Here is a 13,864-nt window from a genome sequence, read left to right as displayed (position 1 = left end):
GAAGTATATCGGGATTGCCCATGCGCCGCCCGGCTTAGCCCCGTGTATCGGGCTCCCCCTCTTCCGGATCGAGGTACACGGAACCGTCCGGATCGCGGTGCACGACCGTGATGCCCGGCTCTTCCTGCTCCAGCCGGCGCAGCTCCAGCTCCTCGGACGAGATGCGCGGCGCGGCGGCGGCATCGAGCTTGCGGCGCGTCTCGCAGGCCTGGTCGTAGCGGTCGAAGGCCAGCTGCAGGATGGATTTGAGGTCGTCCGCCTCCCAGGGTTTGGCCACGTAGCGGAACACCTCGCCGCGGCTGATCGCGTTGCTCACTTCCGCAAAATCGGTCGAGGCGCTGAGTACGATGCGCACTGCATCCGGCTGCAGCCGCTTGACGAATTCCAGGAACTCGGCGCCGTTAATGCCCGGCATGCGGTAGTCCGAGAACACGGCGTCGAAGGACACCTCGCCGCAGCGCACCAGCGCCGCCTCGGGATCGGAAAACATCTCCAGCTGCACCAGCCCGTCCTGGAACAGCGGCCGCATCGTGCGGTACAGGGCGCGCAGCACCAGCGCCTCGTCGTCGACCAGCAGCACCCGCCTCATCGCGCTTCCCCTTCCATTTTCACGTACACCGAGAACGTGGCGCCGGCCATCCGTTCGAGGTCGGCCAGCTGGCGGATCATGCGCTCGGTGAGCACATGCTCGGCCGACAGCAACAGAGACCCGTCGCGCCGCACCAGGTCGCGCGTGGTGCGCATCCCCGGGCGCAGCTCGTGCACGAGCAGCGCGCGGTCCTGGGTCGGCTCGACCGGCACGCGGCCGGACAACACCTCTTCGAACGCCGCCACCACCGTCGGGTCGTAGCGCTTGCCGCGGCTGTCGATCACGATCTTGGCCGCCTGCTCCGGGCGCAGGCTCTGCTCGGCCAGCACGCCGACCTGCAGGTTGTCGTAGTCGCTGGCCAGCGCCAGGATGCGCGCACCCAGCGGGATATCGAGTCCAGACAGGCGGTCCGGGAAGCCCTCGCCGTCGAAGCGTTCCTGGTGCGCGCGCACCAGCGCGGCCGCCTCGCGCAGCTCCTCCAGCGGCATCAGCAGCTGTTCGCCGCGCTCCGGATAGCGCCGGTACAGGCCGAGCATGTCGCCGTGCATGCGCGACACCGGCATCTCCAGCATGGCGTCGGAAAAGCCGACCTTGCCGATATTGTGCAGCAGGCCGGCGACGAAAATCTGCTGGGACTCGCGATGATCGACGTCGAGCCGGCGTGCCAGCCGCCGCGCGAGGTCGGCCACGCGGCGCGAGTGGCCGGCCAGCTTGGCGCCGCGCAGCTCGATGATGCTGGAGAAAACCTGGATCGAGGTCAGGAAGTTGCGCTTCAGTTTTTCGTTGGATGCCTCCAGCTCCGCGGTGCGCTCCGCGACCTTCGCCTCCAGGCCATGATTCAACTCGCGCAGCTGCTCGTTCTGGCGATGCGCCAGCGCTTCCAGCCGCTGCTGCTCGTCGGCCATCGCCTTGCGCTCCAGCGCATGGCGCACCACCAGCAGCATCTCGTGGTCGTCCCACGGCTTGGTGACGTAGCGGTAGATCTCGCCGCGGTTGACGGCATCCAGGATCAGGCGTACGTCGGCATTACCGGTCAACAGCAGGCGCATGCTGCCGGGCGAACGCAGGCGCACCTGCTCGAGGAACTCGACGCCATCCATCTCCGGCATGCGCATGTCCGAGATCACCACGTCCACCTTGCGCGTGTCGAGCAGCGCGAGCCCGGCTTGCGCGCTCTCCTCGGTCAGCACCTCGTAGCCGTGAGCGCGGAACAGGCGACGCAGCGCGGCCAGGATGTTCTTCTCGTCGTCGACGCACAGTACCGTCGCTCGCGCCACGCCGTCCGCGGCCGCGCTCATGCCCGCTCCTCGGCGGCGCCTTCCTGCTGGCGCACCGGCAGCGTGATCCGGAAGGTGGTGCCCTGCCCCGGCTCGCTCTGCACCTCGATCTGGCCGTTGTGCTTCTGGATGATCCCGTACGACAGCGACAGCCCGAGCCCGGTGCCGCTGCCGATCGGCTTGGTGGTGAAGAAGGGATCGAAAATGCGCGACTGGATCTCCTTGGGGATCCCGGCGCCGTTGTCCGAGATCTCGATCCAGACCTGGTCCTCGCCCTGGCGCCCGGTACGGATCGTGATCATGCCGCGTTCGGCGTTAATCGCATGCGCGCCGTTGACCACGATGTTCATGATGACCTGGTTGATGTGCGAGGGCTGGCACTCGATTTCCGGGATGTCGCCGTATTCCTTGACCACGTCGGCCTTGTACTTGACCTCGTTGCTGACGATGTTGAGGGTGGAGTCGATCCCCGCATGCAGGTCGGCCCACTGCCACTCCTGGTTGGCGTCCACCCGCGAGAAGTCCTTCAGGTCCTGCACGATCTTGCGCACCCGGGTGATGCCCTCGCGCGATTCGTCCATCATCAGCGGGATATCCTCGATCAGGAAGTCGATGTCCATCTCCTCGCGCTGCTTTCGCAGCTTCTCAAGCAGGGCGCGGTCGCCGATCCCGGATTCGGCCTGCTGGTAGGCCTCCAGCATCGACAGCAGGCGCGCGATATACGTGCCGAGCGTCTCGAAATTCGAGAACACGTAGCCGATCGGGTTGTTGATCTCGTGCGCCACGCCGGCCGCCAGCTGGCCGATCGAAGCAAGCTTCTCGGACTGCACCAGCTGCTCCTGTGCCATCGACAGGCGCAGGTTCAACTCGGTCAGCTCGTTGTTGCGGCGCGTGAGTTCGGCCTCGGCGGCCTCGCGCCTGCGGATATCGTCCTCCAGCCGCTGCAGCGCCAGTTCCAGTTCCTTGGTGGGGTTGCCCACATCCGATCGATCGTCCATTGCACCCTCCTATTCGCCCGCGGTCAGTATCTGGCAGGCTTGCTCGAATTCCGCTTCGGTCTCGGCGAACACGCGCTGCAGGGCCGCCGCCTCGATGCCCAGGCTGTCCCAGGCATCCTGCGCCAACGGCGGCACCAGCTCGTCCGGGTCGCCATCCAGGTCGAGCGCATGCACGATCACGTTCGCCACGTGGACCACGCTCGCGATCCCGCCGAGATCGTCGCGCATCGGCGCGTGATGGTTGCCGATCGCGCGCTGGATCAGTTCCGGGAACTTCCAGTGCTGGGCCAGCGCGCGCCCGACCACGGCGTGATCCAGGCCCAGCACCTGGCGCTCCGCGTGCGACGGCTCGCAGTCTTCCTCGCCTTGCAAGGCCAGCGCCGCCGCGTATTCGTCCGGGAAGCGGGTGGCCAGCACCAGCCGGCCGATATCGTGCAGCAGGCCGGACACGAAGGCATACTCCTGGCTGCTACCGGCCAGCCGCGCCACACTCTTGGCGCACAGCGCGGTGCCGACCGCGTGGCGCCAGAAGGCGGTGAAATCGAGTCCGCCGTGCGAACCGGCGCCGAACTGGCCGACGATGCCGGCCGACGTCACCAGCGCGCGCACGCTGTCGAAACCGAGCACAGTGATCGCCTGGTCGATCGTGCGCACCCGGCTTTGCAGGCCGTAGAACGAGGAATTTGCCAGCCTCAGGGTCTTGGCAGCCAAGGCCTGGTCCTTCGCGATCTGCGCGGACAGCTCGGCCACGGCAACGTCGGCCTGGCCGAAGGTGCGGATCAGCTGCACCACCACCGAGGGCAGCGAGGGCAGGTCGCGCACCTTGGCCACCACCTGTTCGAGCGTGAGCGTGTTCATTGAAGCTGCCCCGCGCGGTAGGCCTCGACCTGCGCGCGCAGCAGCGCGTCGGCGGCGCCGCCGTGCGGCTTGCGAAACAGCTGCGCCAGGCGCGCGGCGACGCGCTCGCGTTCGGCCTCCAGCTCTTCCGCGGAGATGCCGCCGTCCTCGATCCGCACGCTCTCCACGCCGCGCCGCCGCAACGCCACCAGCAAGGTGTCCGACAACGTGGCGCCCTTTGCCAGCAGCACCTTCCCTTGGTGGTCGCAGACTTCGTCGGCCAGCACCATCCCGGCGCCGGCGTCGTCGATCGCGACCTGCTTGTACTTGCCAATCATGGCGATGTTCCTTGTTGTTGGTCCGGCCCTGCCGGATTGAAAATCATGAGGGTGCCGCGGGCACTGGTGCCACGGCCCATGCCGTGGGCCGCGATCCGGAAGCGCGCGCCGCCGACCTCCAGCAGGCGCGGGCTGCCCTCCTCGATTGAGAGCAGCTCCGGCATGACCCATTCGGCGGGACTGCCGAGCAGTTCGCCGGCGTCGCGGAACAGCGCCTGCGCCGCCAGGTTGGCGAAAGCCACCGCCTGCTCCTCGTCCAGCCCGAGGATCGGCAACGGCACGTGCTGCAGCGCCTCGCGCACGATCGCCAGCGAGGTGCCGGTGTGGCTGATCTGCTCCTGCTGCTGGCGCAGCACCTCCTCGAGCTGGCGGTTGGCCTGGGCCAGGTGCTGGTTGGCGGTGCGCACCTCGAGGTCGAGGCGGCGGTTCTCGTCGGCCATCTCCTTTTGCCGGAAGGCCTCCAGGATATGGGCCCGCATCTGGGTGTCGTCCCAGGGCTTGGTCAGGAATTTGTAGATCGCGCCCTCGTTGACGGCGTCCGTCACCGACTGCAGCTCGGTGAAGCCGGACAGCACCATGCGCACCGTGTCGGGATGCGAGTGCTTCACCGCGCGCAGGAACTCGACCCCGGTCATGCCCGGCATGCGCTGGTCGGACACGATCACGTCCACCTGCTCGGCCGCCAGCAGTTCCAGGCCTTCCTTGCCACCCGGCGCGGTCAGGATGCGCAGGCCGGCGCCGCGCAACTGGCGCTTGAGCGCGGCCAGGATGTTCGGCTCGTCGTCCACCAGCAGCAGCGTGCGCTCGCGCTTCTGCATGCGCAGCAGGTGCCCGGGCAAGGCGCGCCCGCCGGCCAGCAGCTCGCCGAAGGCCGCGGCGTCGAGCGCTTGGCTGTAGACCGCGCCCTGGACCTCGTCGCACATGCCGGACGCCAGCTGCACGCACTGGGCCTCGGTGTCGACCCCTTCGGCCACCACCCGCATCCCCAGGTTGTGCGCCAGCGCGATGATCGCGTCCGGGATGGCCGCCCCGTTGCCCTGCTGCGACAGGGCGCTCACGAAGGATGGGGCAATCTTGAGCGCGTCCAGCGGGAAGCGGCGCAGCTGGGCAAGGCTGGAATAGCCGGTGCCGAATTCGTCCAGCGCGATGGAGACGCCCAGCGCGCGCAGGCCGTCCAGCACCGCCACCGCGCGTTCGGCGTCGGGCATCACCATCCGTTCGGTGAGCTCCAACTCGAGCCGGGCCGGCGCCAGCCCGGTCTCGTCCAGCACCCGGGTGACATGCGCCAGCAGGTCCGGCTCCTTGAACTGGCGAGCGCCGATGTCGAGCGCAAGCCGCAGTTCTGCGTGTCCGGCCTGCTGCCAGGCGCACACCTGGGCGCAGGCGGCGCGCATGGCCCAGGCGCCGATCGGCAGGGCCAGCCCGGTGTCCTCCGCCACCGGCATGAAGCGCTCCGACTCCAGCAGGCCCAGTTCCGGATGGCGCCAGCGCAGCAGCGCCTCGGCCCCGGCCACGCGCCCGGTCTGGAGGTCGAGCTGGGCCTGGTAGTAGAGTTCGAACTCGCCGCGCTCGATCGCGTGGCGCAGCGCGCGCTCGGTGCGCAGCCGCTGCTGCGCCTCGTCGTTCATCTCCGGCAGGAAGAACTGGTAGTTGTTGCGGCCAAGCTCCTTGGCGCGGTACATGGCCATGTCGGCGCAGGCGATCAGCGCTTCCGGATCGCCGCCGTCCTGCGGGAAGCAGGCGATGCCGATGCTGGCGTTGATGAAGCACTCGTTGCCCTGCACCGCCACCGGGCGCGCGACCGCGTCCATGATACGTCCGACCATGCCGACCGACAGGTGGCCGTCGCCGCGCTCGGCCAGCACCAGCACGAACTCGTCGCCGCCCGGCCGCGCCACCGTGTCTTCCGGCCGCACCGCCGCCGACAGGCGCTGCGCCACCGTGCGCAGCAGCTCGTCGCCGGCCTGGTGGCCGAGGCTGTCGTTGACCTGCTTGAAGCGGTCGAGGTCCACGAACAGCACCCACAAGGCGTAGCCGTGGCGCGCGGCCGCCGCCACCTCCTGGCGCAGGCGTTCGGCCAGCAGCGCGCGGTTGGCCAGCCCGGTCAGGGTGTCGTGGGTGGCCTGGTGGTGCAGCTCGGCCTCGTAGCCGCGCTTGTCGGTCACGTCGTAATGGGCCACCACGAAATGGCGCACCGCGCCGGCAGCGTCGCGGCATGGCGCTATATGGGCGGAGAACCAGAGCTCGGCGCCGTCCTTGCGGCGTGTGCGCAGCACCACATTGCCTTCGCGCTGTTCGCGCACCAGCTCCTGCAGCTCGGCGGCGCCGGGCGCGCCGGCGTCGCCGCCGCACAGCACGTCCAGGCCGCGTCCCAGCACTTCGGCGTGGCCATAGCCGGTCAGGCGCTCGAATGCAGGGTTCACGTATTCGATCACGCCGCCGCCCTCGGCGCGGGCGATGACGATGCCGTTGATGCAAGCCTCGATCGCCTGCCGCTGCAGCTGCAGCGAGGCGTTGGCCTGGGTCAGCGCGGCAGTGCGCTCGCGCACCAGGCGCGCCACCCCGCGCTCGCGCACGCTGAGCGAGCCGACGCTGGCGGCCGCCAGCAGGCTGCCGCCGCTCCCCAGCAGGAACATCAGGAAGGAACCGAGGCTGTGCGCCAGCAGCGGCTCGGGCGCGCCCCGCACCACCACATGCCACGGCCGCCCGCCCACCTCGAACGAGGACGCCATGTGGCGCGCCTGCACGCCCCACACGCCGGCCAGCGGCGCCTCCCGCGGCGGATCGCGGCGCCCGTACACCAGCGCCGCCGGGTTGGCGTCCCGGTCCTGGTAGACCTCGACATCCAGGCCCGAATCGGCCCCCAGCCGCAGCTCGGCGAGCGCCTGTTCCACCAGTTTGGCGGCATCGACCGCGGCCACGGTGTAGCCCTCGACCTGTTCGCAGGACGGATGGAGCGGCGCGGCGGCGTCGCGGTACACGGGCCTGAACACCAGGAAGCCGGGCCGCTCGCGCGTCCCAAGCCGCACCTGCTGGCGGCCGGTCATCACCGCCTTGCCGCTCGCACAGGCCTGGCGCGCGGCCTGGTCCTGGTCGGCGCGCGCGGCGCCATCCAGCCCCGCCAGGTGAACAACGCCGGCGCGCGCCACCGCGTAGTCGGCCCCGTCCCCGGCCGGGACGGGCTGCCAGGCCAGCAGCGCGACCTGCGGCATCGCGTCCAGCACCGGCCTGGCGTAGGCGTCGAACTGGGCGCGCTGTAACTGCGGCACCGCCTCCACCAGGCGGCTGATGCCGGCCAGTTCGCCCATCACGTCATCCAGTCCTTCGCGCACCTCGCCGATGCGGATCGACGCCTCGCGCTCGAACTCATTGCGGATGCGCTGCTGCTCGAGCGAGCGGATCGCCACGGTCAGGCCGACCGTCACCGCCAGGCCCGCGACCAGCGTGATCACCGCCGGCCCCTGGCCCAGCCGCGCGCCCAGGCGGCGCAGCGCTTCCCGTGCCGCGTGAACCATCTTCACTATGCGAGCGCAGCGGCGGGCGCCGGCCGTTTCGACTCGAATTCGGCGAACGCGTCACGCACCGCCGTCGCCAGCTCCTCCTCCATCCAGGGCTTGGTCAGGAACTTGAAGATCGCGCCGCGGTTCACGGCCTCGGTGACCGACTGCAGGTCGGTGTAACCGGACAGCACGATGCGCACCGCGTCCGGGTACATCTGCTTGACCCGCGCCAGGAACTCGGTGCCGCTCAGGCCGCGCATGCGCTGGTCGCACAGGATCACGCCGGCCTCGGTGGTGGCCAGGATCTCGAAGGCCTTGTCGGCGCCGTTGGCCACCAGCACCCGGTAGCCGGTGTGGCGCAGCGCGCGCCGCACCGCCGCCAGCAGGTTGACCTCGTCGTCGACGTATAGCAGCGTGCGCTGGTACGGCTGCGGCATCAGCTTGTCCAGCGCCAGCGATTTCTCCTCGCGCAGCATGCGCGCGCAGGCGTCCGCCGCCACCGGCCGGCCGAACAGGTAGCCCTGGATCTCGTCGCAGCCGTTCTGCGCCAGCAGGGCCAGTTGCCCTTCGGTCTCGACGCCTTCCGCGATCACGTCCAGGCGCAGCCCATGCGCCATCGCGATCACGGCGCGCGAGATCGCCAGGTCGTCGGGGTCGGAGATGATGTCGCGCACGAAGGACTGGTCGAGCTTGAGGCGGTCCACCGGGAAGCGCTTCAGGTAGTTCAGGTTCGAGTAGCCGGTGCCGAAATCGTCGATCGCGAGGCGCACCCCCATGTCCTTCAGCTTGCGCAGGATGTCGAAGGTCTTTTGCGGATCCTCCATCGACGCGCTCTCGGTCAGCTCCAGCTCGAGCAGGGTCGGGTCGAGGCCGGTCTCGGCCAGGATGCGGCCGACGGTGTCGACGATCTGCTCGGAGAACTGGCGCGCCGACAGGTTGACCGACACCGGCACCGCCGACAGGCCAGCGCGCTGCCAGGCGCAGCTCTGTTCGCAGGCCTGGCGCAGCACCCATTCGCCGATCGGCAGGATCAGGCCGGTCTCCTCGGCCAGTCCGATGAAGCGGCCCGGCCCGATCAGGCCATGCTCCGGATGCTGCCAGCGCAGCAGCGCCTCGAAGCCGACGATGGCGCCGGTCGACAGGCTGGCCTGCGGCTGGTAGTACACCACCAGCTCATCGCGCTCGAGCGCGCGCCGCAGCGCGCTCTCGATGCGGAAGCGCTCGTACATGCCCTCGTTCAGGTCGGGCCGGTAGAAGGCGTAGCGTTCGGCGCGGCGTTCCTGGACGCGCTGCAGGGCCGCTTCGGCGCCCTGGGCGATGCCGTCGTAGTCGTTGCCGTCGTTAGGGTATAGGGCGATGCCGAGATAGGGGTCGAGGTGCAGCTGCTCGCCGTGGTAATCGAAGGGCTGGTCCATCGCCTCCAGCACCTGGTGCGCCAGCGTGGCCAGTTCGGCCTCGTTGGAACGCAGCGCCGCGATCGCGAAGGTGCGTTCGCCGGCTCGCGCCACGGTGAGGTCGCCCTCCACCAGCCCGGTCAGGCGCCCGGCCGCCTGGCGCAGCAGTTCCTGCTCGGCCTCCAGCCCGAGGCTGGCCTTGATCACCACCAGCCGCGAGAGGCTGAGCAGCATGAAGCCCAGCACCTGCCGCCCTTCCACCACCCGCGCCTGCATCTGGCGTACGCGGTCGCGCAGCAGGACCTGGTTGGGCAGGCCAGTCTCCTGGTCGAAGTTGTTCAGGTAGCTCAGGCGCTCCTCGGCGCGGTGCAAGTCGGTCACGTCCATGCCGGTGGTGACCACGTATTGAACCGTGCCGTCTGGCTGGCGCAGCCAGGTGGTGGACCAGATCACCTTGCGCACGCTGCCGTCGCGCGCCAGCCATTCGCCGCTTTGCTGCACCGGCCGCGAATCGCCGGGCGCGCGCTCGGCCAGGATCGGGCCGTTGTCGGCGCGCCGGAAGAATTCGCGGAACTCGCGTCCCAGCACCTCTTCCGCGCGCCAGCCGGAGCGCTGCTCGGCGGCCGGGTTGAACAGCTTGATGATGCCCTGGCCATCCAGCACGCAGACCAGCGCGCCGCTGGTGTTCACCACCGCCGACAGCAGCGCGCGCTCCGATTCGAGCGCCGCGGTGCGTTCCTCGACCAGGCCCTCCATATGCCCGTACAGGTGGGCGCGCTCGACTGCGACCGCGATCTGGCTGCCGACCGTTTCCATCACCTGGCGGTCGTCGTCGCCCGGTTCGCCGTCCCCAACGAGCAGGCACATCATGCCGCGGCAATGGCCACCGGCCGCAAGCGGGATACGCACACATGGCCGACCGTCCCAGTCGCCGGTCTGCGGCCCGGTCTCCAGCGCCGGCGAGTTGCCGGCCACGCAGGCGCAGGGCGCGACCGGATCGCCGGCGGCGTCTGCCGCCACCGCGAAACGCGGGCCGCCCTCATGGTCGAACAGCGTGATGGATGCCGCTCTCACTCCCGGCAGGTCGAGCACGCGGTCGAGCGCCAGCTCCGCCACCTTCCGTTCCGGCAGCACCGGGTTGAGCGCCTCGGCCACCCGGTACAGGCCCTCCAGCGACTGGTAGGAGTGGGCGATGCGCTCCTGCTGCTCGCGCAGCTGCTCCGTCATGTGGATCGCTTCTTCGTAGGTCGAGATCAGCAGGTCGAAGATCTGCTGGCGCTCGGCCGTGATGAAGTGGGTGTGGCCGCCGAGGTTGACCTGCATCCCCAGCTGCACCCGCTCGTTGCTGCGCAGCGCGCGGTTGGCCAGGATGAAGCGGATGCGGCCCAGCAGGTAGTCCGGCTCGTAGGGCTTGCGGATGAAGTTGTCGGCGCCGCAGTCCAGGCCCTTGATCACGTCGTACAGGCTGGTGAGGGACGTCAGCAGGATCACCGGGATGTCGCACAGGGCCGGATCCTTCTTGATCTCCTTGCACATCTCGAAGCCGTCCATGTTCGGCATCGAGATGTCGGCGACGATCAGGGTCGGCGCCGAGCGGCGCGCCTCGGTCAGGCCAGCCAGTCCGTCGACGGCGATCCGGACCCGGTAGCCGCCGTCGCCCTGCAGTAGCCGCGCCAGCTGGCGGGCCTGGGTGGCGCTGTCTTCCACCACCAGGATTTCGATCGGCGTGGTTTCGCTTTGTGGGGTCATTGCTATGTTCTTGTCAAATTTGGGAAACGGGAGATGGAAATGGTTCCGTGGGCAGCCGCGCCAGCAGCTTGCCGATCTCGGACGGCTGCAGCACCAGCATCGCGGCATCGAGGCGCACCGCCTCGCCGGGCATGCCGTAGATGACGGAACTGGCGCGATCCTGGGCGATCGTCAGCGCGCCCTGCTCGCGCAGCTGCTTGAGCTCCGCCGCGCCGTCCTTGCCCATGCCGGTCAGCAGGACCGCGGCGGTGGCCGCGCGCAGCTCGGGATCGATGGCGCGGAACAGGTGTGACACCGAAGGGCACATGCCGTGTTCCGGCGGTGCGTGCAGCAGCTTGCAGCTCGGCCCCGGACCGAGCGCCGGCTGGCGCCCGTCCGGAACAACGTAGGCGCGCCCAGCCGCCAGCGGCGTGCCCTCCTGCAGCACCTCGACCGGATAGCCGCTGGCGCCGGACAGCCAGTCGGCCAGGCCCTGGGTGAAGCCGGGCGCGAGGTGCTGGACGATCACCACCGGCAGCGGAAAACCCGGCGGCAGCTCGGCCAAGATGTCGCGCAGCACGGTCGGGCCGCCGGTGGACGCGCCGATCGCCACCAGGCGCCGCTGCGCGCCCAGCTTGCGCGCTTCCGGACGGCGCGTGTCGGCCCAGCGACGCACCACCCGCACCTCGGCCATCGCGCGCACCGTGCGCACCAGCGCGGCGGCGGTCGACTCGTGAGCCGGATTGCCGGGACCATAGGGACGGCGCACCAGCACCAGCGCGCCGGCCTCGATCGCGCGGAAGCTGGCGTCCACCTCGGCGCGGTCCTCGCCCCCGCTGACCACGACGATGCGGGTCGGGCACGACTGCATGATGCGGCGGATCGCCTCGTAGCCGTCCATGCGCGGCATGTGCAGGTCCATGGTGATCACGTCCGGCGCGAGCTCGTGCGCCATGCGCACCGCCTCCTCGCCGTCGTTTGCGACGCCGATCACCTGCAGGCCCGGCGCTTCGCCAAGGATATGCACGAGCAGCGCGCGCACCGAGCTCGAATCGTCCACCACCAGCACGGTCGTCATTGCGCCTCCATCCCTGCAACCCGGCGCACGGTCGCCAGCAGGCGGTCCTGGTCGAAAGCGCCCTTGGTGAAATAAGCATCGGCGCCGGCGCGCAAGCCGGCGGCGCGCTGCTCCGGGGTCTGGAGCGAGGTCACCAGGATCACCGGCAGCTCGGCGGTGGCGGCATTGGCGCGGATGCTGGCGGTGAGCGCCAGCCCGTCCATATTCGGCATCTCGATGTCGCTGACCACGGCGTCGTAGCGCGGGCCGCGCAGCTTCTCCAGTGCCTCAAGGCCGTCGGCGGCGGTGTCGACACTGCAGCCGGCGCCTTCGAGGATGTGCTTGAGCAGCAGGCGCGAGGTGACCGAGTCTTCGACCACCAGCACGCGCGTGCCCGGCGCCGCTTGCTGTGGCACGGCGGGCGCGCCGCGGGCGCCGGCCAGGCCGTGGCTGGCGATGTCCTCCAGCGCGACGACGGGCGCCAGCGCGCCGTCCCCAAGCTGCGCCGCCCCGCTGAAGAAGCGCACCCGGCGCAGCAAGGGGCCGAGGCGCTTGGGCAGCACGTCCTGTTCGGCGACGATGGCGTCGGCCAGCATGGCGAAAGCCTGGGCTCCGGCGCGCGCGACGATCACCACGCCTGCCGCCTCTTGCGCGTCCGGGCCCAGGCCGAACAGCGCGCCCAGGCGCACCAGCGGCAACACGCGTCCGCCGGCCAGCACCGTCTCGCTGCCGGCCACGGTGCGGATTTCCGCCTGCGCCACACGGCACACCGATTCCAGTCCGGCCAACGGCAGGGCGAAGCGCGCGCCCCCGACCTCGACCACCAGCGCACGCATGCTGGCCACGCCGACCGGCAGCAGCAGCTCGAACACGGTGCCGGCGCCGGCCTCGGTTTCGACCAGCAGCTGGCCGCCGGCCGCCGCCACCTTGTCGGCCACGATCGCCAGGCCCATGCCGCGCCCGGACACCTGGGTCACCTCGGAGCGGGTCGACACGCCCGCGCCCAGGGCCAGCTGCAGGCGCTGCTGGCGGTTCATCTGCGCCACCGCCTCCGGATCGAGGCCAAGGCGCCGCTGGGCCGCCTCCGCCACCGCGTCGGTGTCGATGCCGGCGCCGTCGTCGCTGACGCGCAGCGCCACCGTCCGCGCGTCGCGCTGGGCCACCGCGATCGCGATGCGGCCGGTGGCGTCCTTGCCGCGCGCGGTGCGCACATCCGGCGCCTCGATCGCGTGGTCGACGGCGTTGGTGACGAGGTGGATCAGGGCTTCGCGCACCACGCCCAGCACGCGGCGGTCGATCGCCACCCCGGCGCCGCTGGTGTCCAGCCGCACCTGCTTCTGGTGTCCGCGCGCCAGGTTGCGCACCAGCGCCGGCAGTTCGTCGAGCGCTGCGGCGGACGGCACCAGCGAAGTCTCCAGGGTGGCGTCGTGCAGCCGCCCGCGCACCGCATGCAGCTCCTCCTGCACCCGTTCCAGCCCGCCGGCCAGGCGGGCGCAGGCCAGTTCGGCGGCGGCGCCGTCCTGGCCGCGCACGGCGTTGGCCAGCGCGCGCAGCTCGGCCACGTGGTGGCGCAGCTTGAGCTCCACCGGCAGCAGCGCCTCGGCGTGCACGCGGATGGCATCGATGCTGCGGCTGTCGACCCGGATGCGTTCAGCCGCGCCGGGAGCGGCCGCCGGCGCCGGCGCCGGAGCGGCGGCCTCCTCCGGGACCTCGTCCGGCGCCGCGGGCGCGGCGCTGTCAGCCGCCGGCGCCGGGCGGCGCACGGGCATGTCCAGCTGCGTGGCCAGCAGCGAGGCGCGCTTGCGGCTGCGCAGCCCGGGCGCGTCGATGACCTGGCGCGCCGCGCCGGCGGCCTGGTGCAGGCGGTCGAACTGTTCGGCGCTGGCCGGCGCCGCGGCGTCGCGCAGCACCGCCAGCGCACCTTCCAGCGCATGGCACAGGCGCTCCAGATCGAGCTCGTCGACGGTGCGCGCCGCGCCTTTGAGCGTGTGCAGCGCCTTCAGGATCCGCTCGACCGCCGCCACGCGCTCCGCGCCGGCGGCCTGCTCCAGCGCCACCAGCCCGGCGTCAATCTGGGTCAGGTGCTCGCGTGCTTCCTCGCTGAAAATGGCGCGCAGGCGCTGGCGGAACTGCGGATCGGTCATCG

9 protein-coding genes are annotated in these 13,864 nt (G+C 70.5%); all 9 read right to left on the bottom strand.

Going from position 1 to position 13,864, the window contains the following annotated elements; all coding sequences use genetic code 11:
• Window positions 1-34 precede the first annotated feature (34 nt).
• The 9 genes from NX778_RS02285 to NX778_RS02235 are packed head-to-tail and all read right to left on the bottom strand — an operon-like array spanning window position 35 to window position 13,862.
• Window positions 35-589, bottom strand: coding sequence for a response regulator (locus tag NX778_RS02285; RefSeq protein ID WP_258810056.1), 555 nt, complete (start codon window positions 587-589; stop codon window positions 35-37).
• Window positions 586-1,887 carry a response regulator c-di-GMP phosphodiesterase, NosR family gene (gene nosR, locus NX778_RS02280; protein ID WP_258810055.1) on the bottom strand — a complete coding sequence of 434 codons (1,302 nt, stop codon included), beginning with the start codon at window positions 1,885-1,887 and terminating at the stop codon, window positions 586-588. Before nosR ends, NX778_RS02285 begins: the two co-directional genes overlap by 4 nt.
• The gene (locus NX778_RS02275) at window positions 1,884-2,864 is read right to left on the bottom strand and encodes an ATP-binding protein (protein WP_258810054.1); all 981 of its coding nucleotides are present in this window, start codon (window positions 2,862-2,864) and stop codon (window positions 1,884-1,886) included. Before NX778_RS02275 ends, nosR begins: the two co-directional genes overlap by 4 nt.
• A 9-nt stretch (window positions 2,865-2,873) precedes the next feature.
• Window positions 2,874-3,722: an HDOD domain-containing protein gene (locus tag NX778_RS02270; RefSeq protein ID WP_258810053.1), complete on the bottom strand. Its 849-nt coding sequence runs from the start codon at window positions 3,720-3,722 to the stop codon at window positions 2,874-2,876.
• A complete protein-coding gene (locus NX778_RS02265) occupies window positions 3,719-4,039 on the bottom strand; it encodes a hypothetical protein (RefSeq protein ID WP_258810052.1) in 321 nt (106 codons plus the stop codon). The genes NX778_RS02270 and NX778_RS02265 overlap by 4 nt, the downstream gene beginning before the upstream one ends.
• Complete coding sequence (locus tag NX778_RS02260) at window positions 4,036-7,554, bottom strand: EAL domain-containing protein (protein WP_307727892.1); 3,519 nt, start codon at window positions 7,552-7,554, stop codon at window positions 4,036-4,038. The genes NX778_RS02265 and NX778_RS02260 overlap by 4 nt, the downstream gene beginning before the upstream one ends.
• A 5-nt stretch (window positions 7,555-7,559) precedes the next feature.
• Window positions 7,560-10,682 (bottom strand): EAL domain-containing protein, encoded by a 3,123-nt coding sequence (locus NX778_RS02245; protein WP_258810051.1) that lies wholly within the window; start codon window positions 10,680-10,682, stop codon window positions 7,560-7,562.
• 13 nt (window positions 10,683-10,695) lie between these two features.
• Entirely contained in the window at window positions 10,696-11,739 is a 1,044-nt protein-coding gene (locus NX778_RS02240) for a chemotaxis protein CheB (protein ID WP_258810050.1), read from the bottom strand.
• On the bottom strand, window positions 11,736-13,862 hold the full coding sequence (locus tag NX778_RS02235) for a hybrid sensor histidine kinase/response regulator (RefSeq protein ID WP_258810049.1): 2,127 nt from the start codon (window positions 13,860-13,862) through the stop codon (window positions 11,736-11,738). Before NX778_RS02235 ends, NX778_RS02240 begins: the two co-directional genes overlap by 4 nt.
• Between the last annotated feature and the right edge of the window lie 2 nt (window positions 13,863-13,864).

Source organism: Massilia terrae (assembly GCF_024753145.1).
Taxonomy (GTDB): domain Bacteria; phylum Pseudomonadota; class Gammaproteobacteria; order Burkholderiales; family Burkholderiaceae_D; genus Telluria; species Telluria terrae.
Note: the sequence above shows the minus strand (reverse complement) of the source record. Positions and strands in the feature narration are given on the sequence as shown.